Below are 17,131 nucleotides of genomic sequence, written 5' to 3'. Positions count from 1 at the left end.
CCCGCCTGACGCCCCCCAGCAGCCGTACCTTCACAGCTGTCTCCTGCAGAGCTGTCTCACCTTCACAGCTGTCTCATCTGCCCTCGGTCTGTCCGGAGGCTTCCCATGCCCGCATCCGCACACCTGGACCAGATCGACCACCTTGTGGTCCTGATGCTGGAGAACCGCTCGTTCGACCACATGCTGGGATTCCTGTACACCGACGACGGAAACCGATCGAAGTCCGGTGCCCCCTATGAGGGACTGACCGGCGGCGAGTCCAATCCCGATGACAACGGCAGAGACGTCACCGTCTTCCGGATCGACCCGGCCGTTGCGGGTGCGTACTTCATGCCCGGCGCCAACCCCGGGGAGGGGTACCGGGCCACCAGCCACCAGGTGTTCGGTACGGCCACACCCGCCGCGGGGCAGAAACCGACCAACAACGGCTTCGTCACCGACTTCGCCATGACCCTCGAACGCCACCAGGAGCGGCACGATCCGGTGTATCCGGGCACAACGACCGCTGACATCATGGGGTGTTTCACCCCGCGAGGACTTCCGGTGCTGTCCGGTCTGGCCCGCGGCTACGCGGTGTGCGACCACTGGTACAGCTCGGTGCCCACCGAGACCCTGCCCAACCGGGCGTTCACACTGGCCGGAACGAGTCAGGGCCACATGGACGACCACACGCACACCTTCACCACGCCCAGCATCTTCGGCGAGCTCTCCCGGAAGAACGTCGAGTGGACCGTCTACGGCTACCATGCCCAGCCGCTCACCCGTGGTGACTTCCCCGACATCGCCGGTGCCGCCGCGACGCATTTCGGCCAGTTCATCGACTTCAAGCAGGCCGCTGCCCAAGGCGCCCTGCCGGCTTTCACGTTCCTCGAGCCCGCCTGGTCGTCCACGGGCAACAGTCAGCACCCCAACTACGACGTGGCTCTCGGCGAGCAGCTGATCCACGACGTGTACTACGCACTGCGCAACGGTCCCGACTGGGCCGCAACGCTGCTCGTCGTCACCTATGACGAGCACGGCGGCTGTTACGACCACATACCGCCGCCCTCGGATGCGGAGCCGCCCGACCAGGCGGTGGGCGAGTTCGGCTTCGACTTCACGCGCTTCGGCGTGCGCGTGCCCACCGTGTTGGTGTCCCCGCTGATCGAGGCCGGCACCGTCTTCCGTGTCCCCAACGGATCCACGCCTCTGGATCACACGTCGTTGCTCAAGACCGTGGAGGAACGCTGGGGGCTGGACTCGCTGACCGCTCGTGACCAAAACGCCCCTGGCATCGGCGCCGTTCTCACACTCGGACAGCCGCGCGACGACGACCCGCTCGACGGCGTCATCGTCCCCACCTCCATCGGAGCCAACCCGGCCCGGAGCGAGACCTCCCACCTGGAGCAGGTGCACGCCGACCTCGTCGCGCGCCGGCTCATCCCACCGACCTGAGCGACGTCATCCTCCCGTCCCGTGACCGCAGAAGGACAAGATCGTCATGACCCTACGGAAAGTCCCCCTTCACGGCAGCGAACGCGCTCCTTCCCCCGGCGCCGAGCCGATCGCAGACGTACCCGACACCCAGCGCATCGACCTCACCGTGTACTTGCGCCGACGCAGCGGGTTGCCGAGAGAGTACGTCGACACTCCGCGCACCCTCACGCCGGAAGACCTGGCCCGCCAGTACGGAGCCGACCCCGAGGATGCCGCCCAGGTGCAGCGCGTCGCCGAACGGCACGGTCTGCAGGCGGAGACCGACCTGGCCGGCCGCCGGATCTTCCTGTCGGGAACGCTGGGCCAGCTGCGCGAGGTGATCGATCCGGGCACGCTGGAGTACGCCGACAGCGCCGACCCCCGCACCGGGCGGCCGGTGCGTCACCGGCACCGGACCGGTGTCCTGCACATCCCCTCCGAGTGGGAGGGCATCGTCACCGGCGTCCTCGGGTTCGACGACCGCCCACAAGCCCGTCCTCACCTCCGCCTGCACGACCGGGCCCACGCGGGCCACTCGTACACCCCGCCCCAACTCGCCGATGTGTACCACTTCCCGAAGGACGCCGACGGGACGGGCCAGAACCTGGCGATCCTCGAACTGAGCGGCGGGTACACCCAGGACGACCTCGACACGTACTTCGCCGGCCTGGGCATCGTCCCCACGCCGACCGTCACGGCCCGTGGCATCCACGGCGCCCGCAACGCACCGGAGGGAAATCCGGACGGCCCCGACGGAGAGGTCCTGCTGGACATCGAGGTCGCCGGCGCCCTGGCGCCCGGCGCCCGGCAGACCGTCTACTTCGCGCCCAACAACGACCGGGCCTTCGCCGACGCCCTGATCACCGCCGTCCACGCCACCCCCACTCCCACTGCGGTGAGCATCAGCTGGGGCAAGAGCGAGGACTCCTGGACCGAGCAGAACCGCAATGTGTTCGAGCAGGCTCTCGCCGACGCGGCGGCCATCGGTGTCACCGTATGTGCCGCCACCGGCGACGAGGGCAGCGGTGACGGCGTAGGCGACGGTCGGCCGCACGCCGACTTCCCCGCCTCCAGCCCGCTCACGCTCGCCTGCGGTGGCACCCGCCTGGAGGCCGACCCCCGCACCGGACAGATCACGTCCGAGGTGGTCTGGCACACCAACGGCGCGGGCACCGGCGGCGGCTTCAGCGATGTCTTCGAACGGCCCGCATGGCAGGCCGACGCCGTCACCGGCGGCAGCGGCCAGGTACGCGGCCTGCCCGACGTCTCCGCCGACGCCGATCCCGCCACCGGATACCAGGTCCGCGTCGACGGCCGGCCCGCGGTCATCGGCGGCACCAGCGCCGTCGCACCCCTGTGGGCCGCCCTGGTGTGCCGCCTCGCCCAGGACCTCGGCCGGCCGCTCGGGCTGCTTCAGCCCCTTGTCTACCAAGGCGTGGCAGCCCATACGCCTGTCCCCGGCTTCCACGACGTCACCGAGGGAGACAACGGCTCCTACCAGGCCGGGGTCGGCTGGGACGCCTGCACCGGCCTGGGCACACCCGACGGAGAAGAGCTCCTTCAGCGGCTGAGGTCCGTGGTGGGAGCGTCGCACCCCTGACCGGCACGACGGATTCCGGGTTCACGATCCGTCCACGCCCCGCTGGAGCAGCGTGGAGCCCGCTCTTGCCTTCACGACCTCCAGCTGGGCGTGGATACGGCGGCGCAGATCGCCGACATGGCTGACGATGCCGACGCTGCGGTCGCGTTCGCGCAGGGAGTCGAGGACGTCGAGGACCTCGTCGAGGGTCTGGTCGTCGAGGCTGCCGAAGCCCTCGTCGATGAACAGCGTGTCGAGGCGGACGCCGCCGGCCTCGTCGGTGACGACGTCCGCGAGGCCGAGGGCGAGGGCGAGCGAGGCGAAGAAGGTCTCGCCGCCGGACAGGGTGGCGGTGTCGCGTTCGCGTCCGGTCCAGGCGTCGACCACGTGCAGCCCGAGTCCGCTACGGCCGCGTCCGGCGCGGTCGTCGGAGTGGACGAGGGTGTAGCGGCCCGAGGACATGCGCTGCAGCCGTGCGGTCGCGGCGGCGGCGACCTGCTCCAGGCGGGCCGCCAGCACATACGACTCCAGGCGCATCCTGCGTTCGTTGTCGGCGGAGGTGCCCGCGGTGAGGGCGGCGAGGCGGGCCACCCGGTCGTACTCCTCGCGGAGCGGGGCGAGTCCTCGTACGGCCCCGGTGGCGCGCGCGGTGAGGCGGTCGAGCTCGGCGCAGCAGCGGGCCGCCGCGTCCCGCGCGGACGCCGCCTCGCGCAGCCGGTGTTCGGCCGTGGCCGCCGAGCGCTCGGCCGTGGCCGGGTCGGCGGGCGGGCGCTGGGCGGCGGCCGCGGTGTCGGCCTCCGCCAGTGCCGCGCGTACGGCGGCCTCCTCCGTCTGCCAGGCGTCCAGGCGGTGCTGCAGCTCGCGGTGGGCGGCGGGGTCCAGGAGGGCGTCGGCCGCGGCCTGCGGGGTGTCGAAGCCGGCGCGGTAGGCGGCGTCGGCGAGGCGGGCGTCGGCGTCCTTCAGGCGCTGCGCGGTGTCCTCGGCGGTGCGCGCGGCGTCGGCGGCGTCGGTGAGCAGCGCCACCTGACGCTCCAGCTCTGCGGCGCGCGCGGCCACGCTGCCCGAGCCGCCGCGCGCCGTCGCCAACTCCGCCTCCAGCTTGGTCTGTTCGCGCTCCAGGGTCTCGCGCCGGGTGAGCCGGGAGGCGGCCCGTACGGCGGCCTGCTGGCGGTCGGCGAGGCGCTGCTCGCGCTCGTGCTCGGCGCGCCGCAGCTCCTCGTGGGCGGCGTGCAGCGCGGAGGCGGCGCGCCGGGCTCGGGCGTACTCCTGCTCCAACTCGGCGAGTGACGCTTCGAGTTGGGCGGTGGGCCGGTCGCCTGCCTCGGCGGTGGCGGCGGCCAGGGCCTCGCGGACGACACCGAGGCCCCGTTCGTCCTCGGTGTGCCGGGCGTCGGCCTGCTGCCAGGCTTGGTGGGCACGGTCCTCGGTCTCGCGGTCGACGTGGCCCACGACCTTGCGGGCCGGTGCGGGGTGTTCGACGGCTCCGCAGACGGCGCAGGGCTCGCCCTCGGTGAGGTGGGCGGCCAGCTCGGCGGCGATGCCGTTCAGGCGCTGCTCCTTGAGGTCGAGCCAGCGGGCGCGGGCGTCGAGAGCGTGCTCCTCGGAGGCACGCGCGCGCTGCTGGGCCTGCTCCAGGTCGGCGGCCAGCCGGTCCCGGGTACGGGCCGCGTCGAGGCGCGTGCGCATCGGTTCCCGCTGGACGGCGAGCTGTTCGGCGCGGATGGCGGCCTCCTGGGCGGAGTCGACGCGGGACTGCAGCGCCGCGCGCATGGTGTCCCACTCGGCGAGCCAGGCCTCGGCCTCGCGCAGCGCGTCCTCGTCGGCGCGCTCCTGGCGGTCGAGCCCGGACCGCTCCTCGGCCAGCTCGGTGAGCCGCTGCTCGGCACGCCGGGCCGCGTCCAGGCCGCCCAGTTCCTCGGCGGCCCGGCGGGCGGCGGAGGCGAGTCCGCCGGCGCCCGCGTCGGCGCAGGAGCCGGGGAGCAGGCCACGCGCGCGTGCCTCGGACCGGACCGCCCTGTGGTGCTCCTGCTCAGCGGCCTCACGCAGCTCCAGTGCGGGCGCGACCGCCTCCGCCTTGCGGGCCCGTTCCATGCGCTGCCGGTCCTCGCGATGGGTGCCGGTCCGCTCCTGGAGCCGCTCGGCGCGCTGCCGGGCCTCGGCGAACCGGCTCTGCAGGCGGGCGAGTTCGCGTACGTCGTCCAGGGCGCGCCGGGTCTCGGCGTGGGCGGACTCGGCGGCGGCGAACCGGCAGTGCGCGACGGTCAGGCGTTCGCGGGCGGTGGCGCGGGCGACCGCGGCGGCGCCGAGCACGGCCCCGGCCAGGCCCGGGTCACCCGGGGCCAGCTCCGGCACCTCCATGGCGTCGCCGGCCTCCTGCTGCATGCGGTGGGCATCGGCGAGGAGAGCCGCGTCGCCCTCACGCACGCGTGCCTCGGTGGCGCGGCGGCGTTCGGCCAGGCGCTTCTCGACGTCGGCGAATCGCTGGGTGTCGAAGAGGCGGCCCAGCAGCCGGCCACGGGCCTCCGCGTCGGCGCGCAGAAAGCGGGCGAAGTCACCCTGGGGCAGCAGCACGACCTGGCAGAACTGCTCGCGGCTCATGCCGAGCAGCTGGGTGATCTCCTCGCCGATCTCCTGGTGGGAGCGGCTGCGGTCCTTCCAGGCGCCGGCCGCGGCGTCGTACTCGCGCAGCCAGGTCTGGGCCTTGTCGACGGTCGTGCCCTTGCCGCGCAGTTTGGGCCGCTCCCACGGCGGCTGCCGGGTGACCTCCAGGCGGCGGCCGGCGACGGTGAGCTCGAGGCGGACCTCGGTGCGGGTGCGCGGCTCGGCGTGGTCGCTGCGCAGGTGCATGCCCTGGCCGCTCTGCCGGGCGCCGGGGACGGAGCCGTACAGGGCGTAGCAGACGGCGTCCAGGACGGTGGTCTTGCCGGCGCCGGTGGGGCCGTGCAGCAGGAAGAGCCCGGCGGCGGACAGGGCGTCGAAGGCGACGCTCTGGGAGCCGCCGAAGGGCCCGAAGGCGGTGATGTCGAGCCGGTGCAGCCTCACCGGGCCACCTCCCGTACGGCGGCGTCGGCGCGCACGGCGTCGAACGCCTCCCGGAGCACGGCGGCCTCGCGCTCGTCGGGTCCGGCGCCGCGTACATGGGCGACGAAGTCCTGGGCGATCTGCTGGTCGCTGCGGCCGGCGAGGCGCCGGGCGTACGACACCTGGGGGTCGTCCGGGGCGCGCTCGGGGGCGAAGACCAGGCTGAGGGTGTGCGGGAAGCGCTCGGTGAGGCGGGCCATGGGATCGGCGGGCCGGAGCGCGTCGGTGAGGGTGGCCTCGACCCAGGCGTGCTCGTGGCGGGTCAGCTCCGGGTCGGCAAGCAGGTCCTCCAGGGTGCCGCGGAGGCGGGCCAGCGGGCGCGGCACCGGGCAGTCGAGGCGCTCGGCGGTGACGGAGCCGTCGGCGGCCAGGTCGACGAGCCACATGCTCTTGCGGTGACCGGCCTCGGAGAAGGAGTAGGCGAGCGGCGAGCCGGAGTAGCGCACGCGCTCGGTGATGGTCTGGCAGCCGTGCAGATGACCGAGTGCCGCGTAGTCGACGCCGCCGAAGACCCCGGCCGGTACGGCGGCGACCCCGCCGACGGTGATGTCCCGCTCGCTGTCGCTGGCCTCACCGCCGGTGACGAAGGCGTGGGCGAGGACGACCGAGCGGGTGCCGGGCGCGCGGGTGGCGAGGTCGGCGCGGACGCGGTCCATGGCGGCGCCGAGCACGGCCTCGTGACCGGCCTTCTCCACCCCGAACTCGTCCTTCACCAGGGCCGGTTCGAGGTACGGCAGGCCGTAGAAGGCGACGTCGCCGTGGGCGTCGGCCAGCACGACCGGGGTGCCCGCGGCGGACGGCTCGGTGCGCAGGTGGATGCCGGCGCGGTCGATGAGTCCGGCGCCGACGCCGAGGCGGCGGGCCGAGTCATGGTTGCCGGAGATCATCACCGTGGGCACGCCGAGGTCCGCGAGGCGGTGCAGGGCGTCGTCGAACAGCTCGACCGCGGCGAGCGGGGGCACCGCGCGGTCGTACACATCGCCCGAGACGACCACCGCGTCCACCTCGCGCTCACGCACGGTGGTGACGAGGTGACCGATGAACTCGGCCTGGGCCCCGAGCATGTTCACCCGGTGGAAGGCCCGGCCGAGATGCCAGTCGGACGTGTGCAGGAGTCGCATGATCCCCGAGACTAACGGCCGGGTCTGACATCACGGGCGGTTACTCCCGTATCAGCCCGTGACGACCGGCCAACTTTGATAAGTTTTGCCCGATTTGCTCCAACTGTCAGGCATCTCCGTAGGCTTCTCCGCCGAGTTCGAACCCCGCTGTGCCCGCCGTCACATCGGCGAGCCATCCACGGAAGGCGTCCACGTCGGCGTCCGGCAGCCCGATCTCGATGGTCACGGCCTCGCCGTAACGGACGTCCCGCACCTCGCGTCCGGTGGCGCGCAGATCGTTCTGCACCTTGCCGGCGCGCTGGTGGTCGACGGTCACCGTGGCCAGCCGGAAGCGGCGCCGGGTGAGCGTGCCGAGCGTGTCGAGGGCCTCGCCCACGGCGCCGCCGTAGGCGCGGATGAGTCCGCCGGCACCGAGCTTGACGCCGCCGTAGTAGCGGGTGACGACCGCGACGACGTAGCGCATCTCACGGCGCAGCAGCATCTGGAGCATGGGGACGCCGGCGGTGCCGCCCGGTTCGCCGTCGTCGCTGGCCTTCTGCACGGAGGCGTCGGCTCCGATGACGTACGCCCAGCAGTTGTGGGTGGCGTCGGCGTGCTCCTTGCGCACAGAGGCGATGAAGTCCTGCGCCTCCTGCTCGGTGGCGGCCGGGGCGAGGGCGCACAGGAAGCGGGAGCGGTTGATCTCGGTCTCGTGGACGCCCGCGCGGGCGACTGTGCGGTACTCGTCCTGCATCCCGTCAGCGTATGCGCTCCGCTGGTCGCGCCGGGACGGGAGGCGTGCCGTCGTTCGTCTGCGGCGTCGTCGTGGCCGGTCGCGCCCGCGCGGTGGAGCCGCATACCGATACAGCCTCGCGGCCCTTCGGGGCGCCAGGCCGGCAGGGTCTAGCCCTTGCGTCCGCGTGGCACCGTGAACGACGTCAGGAGGGCCGTGCCCGGGGCGAGGGCGGTCCAGCCGGTGCCGTGCCAGTCGAGGACGGCGATCGCGGAGGTCGGGAACTTGGTCCGCACCCGGTCCAGGGTGCCGTCCAGGCCGTCCCCGGCCAGCTCCAGGACGAGTTCCTCCAGCCCCGGGTTGTGCCCGACGAGCAGCAGGGTCTCCACCTCGGGCGGCGCCCCGCGTACGACCTCCAGCAGGTCCGGCACCTCCGCAGCGTACAGCCGCCGGTCGTAGCGCACCGGCGGCGGGGTGCCCCACTCGGCGGAGGCCAGCTCCCAGGTGCGCCGGGCGCGTACGGCCGTGGAGCACAGGGCGAGGTCGGGCAGGCAGTCGGCGTCGGCGAGGGCGCGTCCGGCGGCCGGGGCGTCGCGCAGGCCGCGCGGCGCGAGCGGCCTGCGGTGGTCCTCGACGCCCTCGGGCCAGGCGGACTTGGCATGCCGCAGGACCACCAGCCGGCGCAGCGGGCCCGTGCCCGCCCGCGCGATCACGCGAGGCTCCCGAGATCGCGGGCGAGGTCGAGGGCGAGCAGACGGTCGGCGTAGACGTACGTCTCGAACCGGGCACCGTCGGAGATGTCCGGGTCGGTCTCCACGGACCGCAGTACGTCCAGCACGCCCGGCAGGTCGAGGTCGTCCTCCCACGCGGAGCGCAACCGCGTCCGCACCCCCTCCGGCACCGGCCGCGACGGCTGCCGCGCCCACCCGGCCACGGCCCGCCGCACCCGCGCCAACCGCCCGGCAGCCTCACCCAGGACCACGCAGTCCAGCCGGACGGTGTCACCGCGCGGGACGGAGAGCAGCGCGAGCCGCAGAGCAGCGGGATCGGTGAGCAGCACCGGGAGCGCGGGGTGCACAGCGGACTCACCCGCATCACCAGCGCCCCCACCGGCCCCACTGGCCCCACCGACCCCACCGACCCCACCGGCCCCAGCCGACGTAGATCCCGGTGCCCGAGCACCGGTCGGGTCCGCCGTCCACTCCACCGGGGCCACCCGCATCACCGGACCGGCGTTGAGGACGTGCTCAGGGTCGGACGTCACGTGGATCGCCTGGGCCTCTCCCAGCCCCGATGCCAGGTCCCGGCCGTCCTCGAAGGGGCGGATGGAGAGGGTGGTGGCGACTGTGCGGAGTTCGGCGTGGCGGTGGGGGGCCGTGAGGATCGTCCAGACGGGGGTGCCGGTCAGTTCCAGGGCGCGGACCAGGAGGTCGGCGGTGAGCAGCACCCGCAGGGCGGTCGGGTCGAGGCCGGAGGCATAGGCCTCGATGCGGGTCAGGCCGCGGCGGGCGGGCGCGGCGGGGACGGGCTCACCGGTTCGGGCGTCGAGGAAGCGCAGCACGGGCCGAGCGTAGGCGGGCGGGCGGCCGCGCGCAGGCACCTTGCGCCGATTACGGACATGGTGGCGGCTACGGGAGGGAATCCGGACCCGCCGGGTGCCGTTGCCCAGGCGAACAGTTACCCGCAGCAACCCAGGAGGCGGCCGTGTACGGCGACGAAGCGACGATCCGCAGGATTCTGACCCAGCTGGGCGACACCTGGGCGGTGGTCGGCCTGTCCACCAACCGGAGCCGGGCCGCGTACGGGGTGGCGCAGGTGCTCCAGCGGTTCGGCAAGCGGATCGTGCCGGTGCACCCCAAGGCCGAGACGGTGCACGGCGAGCAGGGGTACGCCTCCCTCGCGGACATCCCCTTCGACGTCGACGTGGTCGACGTCTTCGTCAACAGGGAGCTGGCCGGCGCGGTGGCCGACGAGGCCGTGGCGAAGGGCGCGCGGGCGGTGTGGTTCCAGCTCGGCGTCGTGGACGAGAGCGCGTACGAGCGGACCCGGGCAGCCGGTCTGGACATGGTGATGGACCGCTGCCCGGCGATCGAAATTCCCCTTCTGCAGTAGCGAATCTTTCCTTCTACTCACAATTCTCCGCTGAATATTGACATTCACAGTGGGCATCTGAGCTGTGACAAGGCTGTGACCGAGCGTGTGCTCAAGACAGCTAAGATCCAGGGTCAAAATTTGGTTAACACTCTTTTGCTCACTCGGAAAGCGTCCCTAGCCTGTGGCCTCCTTGCTCGTTAATCCTGCGTTTACGATCTGAGAGGCCACTTGACATGGCGAATGTCGACCAGGCTGCACCGGTAGCCACAAGCGACACCGGTGGCGGTCTGCGCCGCGACGTCGGACTCATCGGTCTGATGTGGGCCTCGGTTGGCTCCATCATCGGCTCCGGCTGGCTGTTCGGTGCCGAGAAAGCAGTAGTGGCGGCCGGTCCCGCCGCGATCATCTCGTGGGTGATCGGCGCGGTGGCCATCGTGCTGCTCGCCCTCGTGCACGCCGAACTCGGCGGCATGTTCCCGGTGGCGGGCGGCACCGCGCGCTACCCGCACTACGCCTTCGGCGGCCTGGCCGGCATGTCGTTCGGCTGGTTCTCCTGGCTGCAAGCCGCGACGGTGGCCCCGATCGAGGTCGAGGCCATGATCGGCTATGCCAAGCACTGGCGCTTCGCCGACGGGCTGCAGCACACCAACGGCACGCTCACGACCAGCGGCATCGTCGTCGCGGTGCTCCTGATGGCCGTGTTCGTCGCGGTCAACTTCCTCGGCGTCCGCGTCCTGGCCCACACCAACAGTGCCGCCACCTGGTGGAAGATCGCGGTCCCGCTCGCGGCGATCTTCGTCATCGCCATCGGCAACTTCCACCCGGGCAACTTCACCTCCGAGGGCTTCGCACCGTTCGGCGCCAAGGGCGTCCTCACCGCGATCAGCTCCAGCGGCATCATCTTCGCGCTGCTCGGTTTCGAGCAGGCGATCCAGCTGGCCGGTGAGAGCCGCAACCCGAAGCGTGACCTGCCGCGCGCGACGCTCGGTTCGGTGGCGATCGGTTCCGTGATCTACCTGCTGCTCCAGGTCGTGTTCATCGCCGCCCTGCCGCACGCCTCCTTCGCCAAGGGCTGGGCGCACCTGGCCTACGCCGGCATCAGCGGCCCCTGGGCGGGTCTCGCCTCGCTGGTCGGCCTGAGCTGGCTGGCCTGGGTCCTGTACGCCGACGCCATCATCTCCCCCGGCGGCACCGGCCTGATCTACACCACCGCCACCTCCCGTATCTCCTACGGCCTGGCGAAGAACGGCTACGCGCCGAAGGTGTTCGCCAAGACGGACAAGCGCGGTGTGCCGTGGTTCGGCCTCGCCATGTCGTTCGTGACCGGCGTGATCTGCTTCCTGCCGTTCCCGAGCTGGCAGACGCTGGTCAGCTTCATCACCTCGGCGAGCGTGCTGATGTACGCGGGCGCCCCGCTGGCCTACGGCGTCTTCGCGGACCGGCTGCCGAACCACGAGCGTCCGTACAAGCTGCCCGCCGGAAAGTTCATCGCGCCGCTGTCGTTCGTGGTGGCCAACCTGATCATCTTCTGGTCCGGCTGGGACACCCTGTGGCGCCTGGGCTGCGCGATCCTGCTCGGCTACCTGCTGCTCGGCTCCTACGCCGGCTACGCGATCCGCAAGGGCCTGCCGGACGCTCCCCGGCTGGACTTCAAGGCCGCGCAGTGGCTGCCGCCGTACCTGGCGGGCCTGGGCGTGATCTCCTACCTGAGCACCTTCGGTGGTACCGGTGACCTGCCGCTGTGGTGGGACATGGTCGTCGTCGCCGCGTTCTCGATCGTCATCTACTACTGGGCCAAGGCGACCGCCTCGAAGCCCGAGGCGATCGAGCGCAGCATCGACGAGGTCGTCATCACCGACGCCCCGGCCCACTGAGCCACTCCCCCACCAGGTGTCCCGTCAGCAGAGCCGTGGCTGACGGGACACCGTCATAATGCGGGGATGATCTCCCCTTCCCCCCACCTCGGCTCCCCGCCCGAGGAACGCCGTACGGTCGTCGTCGTGGGCGCCGGGCCCGCCGGGCTCACCGTCGGCAACATCCTGCGGGACGCCTCCGTCGACTGTGTCGTCCTGGAGACCGAGAGCAGGCAGTTCATCGAGACGCGGCCCCGGGCCGGTGTCATCGAGGAGTGGGCGGTGCGCGAACTCGGCCGGCGCGGACTGGCCGGACGGCTGCCCGAGCGGGCCGAGCCGCACAGCACCTGCGAGTTCCGCTTCGGCGGCGAGCGGTACCGCTTTCCCTACGCCGAGCTGACCGGCGCGCACCATTACGTCCATCCGCAGCCGTTGCTGGTGACAGACCTGGTGCGGGAGTACGCCGACATGCGCGGCGGAGACATCCGCTTCGGGGTGCGTGACGTACGGCTGCACGACCTGGACTCGGACCGGCCGGCGGTGTCGTACCGGTGTCCTGAGACGGGTGAGCGACGGCTGCTGCGCTGTGACTTCGTCGCGGGCTGCGACGGGGCGCGCGGGGTGACGCGGGACGCGATACCCGCGCAGCGCAGGCAGATCGCCCGGCAGGACGACGGTATCGGCTGGCTGGCGCTGCTCGCGGAGGCACCGCCGTCGACGGACTGCGTCCTGTTCGGCGTCCACCCGCGCGGTTTCGCCGGGCAGATGCCCCGCAGCCCCGAGGTGACCCGGTTCTACCTGCAGTGCCCGCCCGGCGACGATCCGGCGAACTGGTCGCACGAGCGGGTCTGGACCGAACTGCGCGAGCGGCTCGGCGCGGTGGGAGCGCCCCCGCTCACCGAGGGCAGGCTGATCGAGAAGCGCGTCCTGGACATGCACCACTACGTCGTCGAACCGCTCCGTCATGGGCGGCTGTTCCTGGCCGGGGACGCCGGTCACCTGGTCGCGCCCATCGCCGCGAAGGGCATGAACCTGGCCCTGCACGACGCCTTCCTGCTCGGCGACGCGCTCGCGGCGTACGTCACGAAGGGGGACGACAGCGGCCTGGAGGGCTACTCGGCGGCCTGTCTGCGCAGGGTGTGGGACTACCAGGAGTTCTCACAGTGGCTGTCGGACATCTACCACGGTGTGGCGTCGGGCGACCCGTTCCGCGCCGGCACCACACTGGCCCGGCTGCGCCGGCTGTTCACCTCGCCGGCCGCGGCGGCGGCCTTCGCCGAGCAGTATCTCGGCATGGCAGCCGCCTACTGACTTCCGGTGCGCCCATCGGCGAGGTGGTGGTCCGCCGTCTTCAGGGCCTCCTCCACCAGTCGGCGCAGGTGTCCGTGCGGGAGTGAGTAGATCACCCGGCGGCCCTCCTTGCGGGTCTTCACCAGGCCCGCGAGCCGCAGCCGGGCCAGATGCTGGCTGACGGCGGGACGGGCCGCGCCGCACGCCTCGGTGAGCGTCGTGACGTCGGCCTCGCCGGCCGACAGGGCGTGCAGCAGGGTGAGGCGGGTGCGGTCGCCGAGCAGGGCCATCAGCTCGGCGGCGAGCGCGAACTGCTCCTCGCCCGGGGTGCGCGGGTGCGCATGGTGTGCAGGTGACAGATGCATGCGTGCGCTCATACGCACATAATGGTCCCGTGGGCGCCATCCGTCCACTCTCGCACGGAAGGGGACCCACGTGAACGACCGGCACCCTGATCACCACGGACACGGCGGACACGGCGGACACGGCCATGACCAGCACGTGCACAGTCACAGCCACAGCCACGACCACCGCCGTGAGGGTCACGCCGCCCGTACCCCCGGCCTCCGGCACCGGCTCGCGCACCTCCTCACCCCGCACTCCCACGACACCGCCGACAAGCTGGACCCGGCCATGGAGGCCTCGGCGCATGGAATGCGGGCGCTGTGGGTGTCGCTGGCCGTCCTCGGGGTGACCGCACTGACGCAGGCAGCCGTGGTGGCCGTGTCCGGATCGGTGGCGCTGCTCGGGGACAGCGTGCACAACGCCGCCGACGCCCTGACCGCTGTACCGCTCGGTATCGCCTTCGTGCTGGGGCGCCGGGCGGCGACCCGGCGGTTCACCTACGGCTACGGGCGCGCCGAGGATCTCGCGGGGCTGGTGATCGTGCTGACCATCGCCGCCTCGGCGGCCTTCGCCGCGTGGGCCGCCGTGGGCCGGCTGCTCGATCCGCGCCCGGTGACGCACCTGCCGGCGGTGGCGGCAGCCGCGCTGGCCGGGTTCGTGGGCAACGAATGGGTGGCCCGGTACCGGATCCGGGTGGGCAGGGAGATCGGCTCGGCGGCGCTCGTCGCCGACGGGCTGCACGCCCGTACCGACGGTTTCACTTCGCTGGCGGTGCTGCTGGGCGCCGGAGGATCGGCTCTCGGCGTGCACCTGGCCGACCCGGTCGTCGGATTGGCGATCACGGCCGCGATCGCGCTGGTGCTGCGGGACGCGGCGCGGGAGGTGTTCCGGCGGATGCTGGACGCCGTCGACCCGGCGCTGGTGGACCGGGCCGAGCGGGCGGTGCGTGCGGTGCCGGGCGTGCGGGAGGTGGGTGAACTGCGGCTGCGCTGGATCGGGCACCGGCTGCGGGCGGAACTCGCGGTGGTGGTGGACGGCGAGGCGACGCTACGGCAGGCGCACGCGATCGCCGTCGAGGCGGAACACGCCCTGCTGCACGCCGTACCGAGGCTGACGGCCGCCCTGGTCCACGCCGACCCGGCACCCGCGCCGGGCGAGACGGATCCGCATCTCGCCCTGGCCCACCATCTGACGGTGTGAGTGGCGGATCTGTTGCGCCCACCGCGGGTCGGTCTCGACATAGAGGATGCCGTCGGCGGGGACCGCGCCCTGCGGCAGCCCGCTGCGGCGCGGTTCAGCGCACGGGCGGCACCGAGACGGCCATCACCATCTCCATCGGGACGTCGCCCTCGTTGCCGTACGTGTGGGAGGTGCTCGCCTCGAACGTGGCGCTCGCGCCGGTCGGCACGAGGTGCTTGACGCCGTCCACGGTCAGGGTCAGTTGGCCCGCGGTGACGTGGACGAGTTCCACCGTGCCCGCCGGGTGCGGCTCGGAGGGGCTCTGCTCGCCGGGCATCAGCCGCCAGTCCCACATCTCCAGGGGCCCGGGCGCCTCCGCGCCCGCGAGGAGGCGGTTGTAGCTGCCCGCGTCGGTGTGCCACAGCCGGACGGCCTGCTCGGCGGGGACGATGCGGACGGCGGGGCCCTGCTCGTAGTCGAGCAGCGTGGTGATGCTGATGCCGAGCGCGTCGCCGATCTTGACGACGGTGCCGATGCTGGGGTTCGTCCGGGCCTGCTCGATCTGGATCAGCATGCCGCGACTGACTCCCGCGCGGGCGGCGAGCGCGTCCAGGGTGAAGCCCCGCTCGGTGCGCCAGCGCTTGACGTTGCGCGCCAGGGACTGGGTCAGCAGGTCGAGGTCCGACACATCACGTCCGTTCAATATATTCAATGACAGGGTTCAGTTGAATGAACTACGGTGGGCTGCACCCGATCGTCCATCGAACTGTACTGCGAGGCCGGCCGTGACAGCATTCTTCGCTCTGACCACCAGTCTCCTGTTCGGGCTGGCTGATTTCGGCGGCGGTCTGCTGACCCGGCGCACTCCCGCGCTGACGGTGGTCGTCGTCTCGCAGGCGATCGCCACGGCCGTGCTGGGGGTGATCGTCCTCGCCGCCGGCGGCTGGAGCGAGACTGGGCCGCGCCTGTGGTTCGCGGTCGCCGCGGGCCTCGTTTCACCTGTGGGAATACTCGCCTTCTACAAGGCCCTCGCGCTCGGCCCGATGGGTGTCGTCTCACCGCTCGCCACCCTCAGTGTGGCCGTGCCCATCGGAGTGGGGCTCGTCCTGGGCGAGCGCCCGGGGCTGCTCCAGGTCGCCGGAATCGCGGTCGCCGTCACCGGAGTCGTCCTCGCGGCCGGTCCGCAGCGGGGCGGCGCGTCCGTGCAGCGGCGGGTCATCCTGCTCACGCTGGTCTCGGCGCTGGGCTTCGGCTCGGTGTTCGCCCTGCTCACGGAAGCCTCGACCGGCGTCGCCGGGCTGTTCCTCGCGCTGTTCGTGCAGCGGCTGCTGAGCACGGCGGTGGGCGGGGCCGCACTCGCCGTCTCCGTCCGGCGGGGCGCCACCGCCGTTCCGGAGGGCGGCCTGACCTCCGCCTCGCTGCCCGGGCTGGCGCTGGTCGGAGTCGCCGACGTGGCCGCCAACGGCACCTACGCCATCGCCGCCCAGCACGGCCCGGTCACCGTGGCGGCCGTCCTCGCCTCGCTGTATCCGGTGGTGACCGCGCTGGCGGCGCGCGGCTTCCTCAGCGAGCGGCTGCGCGCGATCCAGGCGGCGGGCGCGGGCCTGGCGCTGGTCGGCACGCTGCTGCTGGCCACCGGCTGAGTCAGCCCTCGGGCTCCAGTTCCGCCAGCCGGGCCACCCCGTCCTCGTCCAGCTCCGCCAACGCGCGCAACTGCTCCGGCGTCATCCCATCCGGGATCGGCACCGGCGCCGGGGTCCTGAGCGGCGGCTGCCAGCCCTGTTCGGGCGTCCAGCGCCGGACGACCCGGGCCGGCGCCCCGGCGACCACGGCGTGATCGGGGACCGTGCCGCGGACCACGGCACCGGCCGCGACGACCACGTTCCGGCCGATCCGCGCGCCCGGCAGGATCACCGCGCCGGTGCCGATCCAGCAGCCCGTGCCGATCTCCACCGGCTCCATGCGCGGCCACTGCCTGCCGATGGGCTCGTGCGGGTCGTCGTAGGAGTGGTTGGTGGAGGTGACGTAGACGTACGGGCCGAAGTAGCAGTCGCTGCCGATGGTGACCGTCGTGTCCGCGATGACATGGCTGCCGCGGCCGAGGACCACCCCGTCGCCGATGCGCAGGATCGGGTCCGGGCCGAGGTCCAGGTCCGGCATCAGGCCGGCGGTCAGGGTGACCTGCTCGGCGATGATGCAGTGGGAGCCGAGGTGGATCCAGGGTTCGCCGAAGACGGTGCCGAGCGGGAAGGCGAGCCGGGTGGCTTCGCCGATCGAGCCGAAGCGCAGGCGGCCGGGGTGGTCGGCGGTGACGGAGCCCGTGCGCTGCGCCCAGGCCCAGGCCGCGTGCACCACGCGTTGCGCTGCGCGGCGTCGCCAGGATGAGAACGTGTTCTTGCGCTTCGGCACGGGGTCACGTTAC

General features: G+C 72.5%; 15 protein-coding genes. 7 read left to right on the top strand and 8 right to left on the bottom strand.

Features of this window, described 5'->3' with window-relative positions; all coding sequences use genetic code 11:
• Positions 1-105 precede the first annotated feature (105 nt).
• Positions 106-1,434 (top strand): alkaline phosphatase family protein, encoded by a 1,329-nt coding sequence (locus ABZ624_RS11445; protein WP_360085480.1) that lies wholly within the window; start codon positions 106-108, stop codon positions 1,432-1,434.
• A gap of 46 nt (positions 1,435-1,480) precedes the next feature.
• Positions 1,481-3,055, top strand: coding sequence for a S53 family peptidase (locus ABZ624_RS11440; RefSeq protein ID WP_360085477.1), 1,575 nt, complete (start codon positions 1,481-1,483; stop codon positions 3,053-3,055).
• A 21-nt stretch (positions 3,056-3,076) separates the two neighbouring features.
• Here ABZ624_RS11440 and ABZ624_RS11435 read toward each other — a convergent pair whose 3' ends face one another.
• The 5 genes from ABZ624_RS11435 to ABZ624_RS11415 all read right to left on the bottom strand — a co-directional run bounded on the left by ABZ624_RS11435 (position 3,077) and on the right by ABZ624_RS11415 (position 9,509).
• Positions 3,077-6,076: an SMC family ATPase gene (locus ABZ624_RS11435; protein ID WP_360085474.1), complete on the bottom strand. Its 3,000-nt coding sequence runs from the start codon at positions 6,074-6,076 to the stop codon at positions 3,077-3,079.
• On the bottom strand, positions 6,073-7,236 hold the full coding sequence (locus tag ABZ624_RS11430) for an exonuclease SbcCD subunit D (protein ID WP_360085471.1): 1,164 nt from the start codon (positions 7,234-7,236) through the stop codon (positions 6,073-6,075). The genes ABZ624_RS11435 and ABZ624_RS11430 overlap by 4 nt, the downstream gene beginning before the upstream one ends.
• A gap of 106 nt (positions 7,237-7,342) precedes the next feature.
• The gene (locus ABZ624_RS11425; RefSeq protein ID WP_360085468.1) at positions 7,343-7,969 is read right to left on the bottom strand and encodes a YigZ family protein; all 627 of its coding nucleotides are present in this window, start codon (positions 7,967-7,969) and stop codon (positions 7,343-7,345) included.
• Positions 7,970-8,118: 149 nt separating this feature from the next.
• The gene (locus ABZ624_RS11420) at positions 8,119-8,661 is read right to left on the bottom strand and encodes a histidine phosphatase family protein (RefSeq protein ID WP_360085465.1); all 543 of its coding nucleotides are present in this window, start codon (positions 8,659-8,661) and stop codon (positions 8,119-8,121) included.
• Positions 8,658-9,509 (bottom strand): hypothetical protein, encoded by an 852-nt coding sequence (locus ABZ624_RS11415; protein WP_360085462.1) that lies wholly within the window; start codon positions 9,507-9,509, stop codon positions 8,658-8,660. The genes ABZ624_RS11420 and ABZ624_RS11415 overlap by 4 nt, the downstream gene beginning before the upstream one ends.
• A 143-nt stretch (positions 9,510-9,652) precedes the next feature.
• On the opposite strand from ABZ624_RS11415, the gene ABZ624_RS11410 reads away from it, so the two are divergent.
• The 3 genes from ABZ624_RS11410 to ABZ624_RS11400 all read left to right on the top strand — a co-directional run bounded on the left by ABZ624_RS11410 (position 9,653) and on the right by ABZ624_RS11400 (position 13,206).
• The gene (locus ABZ624_RS11410) at positions 9,653-10,060 is read left to right on the top strand and encodes a CoA-binding protein (RefSeq protein WP_360085459.1); all 408 of its coding nucleotides are present in this window, start codon (positions 9,653-9,655) and stop codon (positions 10,058-10,060) included.
• 215 nt (positions 10,061-10,275) lie between these two features.
• On the top strand, positions 10,276-11,916 hold the full coding sequence (locus ABZ624_RS11405; protein WP_360085456.1) for an APC family permease: 1,641 nt from the start codon (positions 10,276-10,278) through the stop codon (positions 11,914-11,916).
• A gap of 66 nt (positions 11,917-11,982) precedes the next feature.
• Complete coding sequence (locus ABZ624_RS11400; RefSeq protein WP_360085453.1) at positions 11,983-13,206, top strand: 4-hydroxybenzoate 3-monooxygenase; 1,224 nt, start codon at positions 11,983-11,985, stop codon at positions 13,204-13,206.
• Here ABZ624_RS11400 and ABZ624_RS11395 read toward each other — a convergent pair.
• Positions 13,200-13,562, bottom strand: coding sequence for a metalloregulator ArsR/SmtB family transcription factor (locus tag ABZ624_RS11395; protein WP_360085450.1), 363 nt, complete (start codon positions 13,560-13,562; stop codon positions 13,200-13,202). The genes ABZ624_RS11400 and ABZ624_RS11395 overlap by 7 nt on opposite strands.
• Positions 13,563-13,686: 124 nt before the next feature.
• Here ABZ624_RS11395 and ABZ624_RS11390 point away from each other — a divergent pair, with 124 nt between their 5' ends.
• Positions 13,687-14,730, top strand: coding sequence for a cation diffusion facilitator family transporter (locus tag ABZ624_RS11390; RefSeq protein ID WP_360086043.1), 1,044 nt, complete (start codon positions 13,687-13,689; stop codon positions 14,728-14,730).
• A 94-nt stretch (positions 14,731-14,824) separates the two neighbouring features.
• Here ABZ624_RS11390 and ABZ624_RS11385 read toward each other — a convergent pair whose 3' ends face one another.
• Positions 14,825-15,397 carry an XRE family transcriptional regulator gene (locus ABZ624_RS11385; protein WP_360085447.1) on the bottom strand — a complete coding sequence of 191 codons (573 nt, stop codon included), beginning with the start codon at positions 15,395-15,397 and terminating at the stop codon, positions 14,825-14,827.
• A gap of 97 nt (positions 15,398-15,494) precedes the next feature.
• Between ABZ624_RS11385 and ABZ624_RS11380 the strand changes: the two genes are divergently transcribed.
• Positions 15,495-16,352, top strand: a complete 858-nt coding sequence (locus tag ABZ624_RS11380) for a DMT family transporter (protein WP_360085445.1) — start codon at positions 15,495-15,497, stop codon at positions 16,350-16,352.
• 1 nt (position 16,353) lies between these two features.
• Here ABZ624_RS11380 and ABZ624_RS11375 read toward each other — a convergent pair whose 3' ends face one another.
• Complete coding sequence (locus ABZ624_RS11375) at positions 16,354-17,118, bottom strand: acyltransferase (RefSeq protein WP_360085442.1); 765 nt, start codon at positions 17,116-17,118, stop codon at positions 16,354-16,356.
• Between the last annotated feature and the right edge of the window lie 13 nt (positions 17,119-17,131).

Origin of the sequence: Streptomyces sp. NPDC007205 (assembly GCF_040634095.1) — a bacterium.
Taxonomy (GTDB): domain Bacteria; phylum Actinomycetota; class Actinomycetes; order Streptomycetales; family Streptomycetaceae; genus Streptomyces.
Note: the sequence above shows the minus strand (reverse complement) of the source record. Positions and strands in the feature narration are given on the sequence as shown.

Bases quoted from the DNA above. Each gene is read 5' to 3' on its own strand.
- ABZ624_RS11430 (WP_360085471.1), bottom strand. From the start codon at position 7,236: ATGCGACTCCTGCACACGTCCGACTGGCATCTCGGCCGGGCCTTCCAC.
- ABZ624_RS11440 (WP_360085477.1), top strand. From the start codon at position 1,481: ATGACCCTACGGAAAGTCCCCCTTCACGGCAGCGAACGCGCTCCTTCC.
- ABZ624_RS11395 (WP_360085450.1), bottom strand. From the start codon at position 13,562: ATGAGCGCACGCATGCATCTGTCACCTGCACACCATGCGCACCCGCGC.
- ABZ624_RS11400 (WP_360085453.1), top strand. From the start codon at position 11,983: ATGATCTCCCCTTCCCCCCACCTCGGCTCCCCGCCCGAGGAACGCCGT.
- ABZ624_RS11405 (WP_360085456.1), top strand. From the start codon at position 10,276: ATGGCGAATGTCGACCAGGCTGCACCGGTAGCCACAAGCGACACCGGT.
- ABZ624_RS11425 (WP_360085468.1), bottom strand. From the start codon at position 7,969: ATGCAGGACGAGTACCGCACAGTCGCCCGCGCGGGCGTCCACGAGACC.
- ABZ624_RS11445 (WP_360085480.1), top strand. From the start codon at position 106: ATGCCCGCATCCGCACACCTGGACCAGATCGACCACCTTGTGGTCCTG.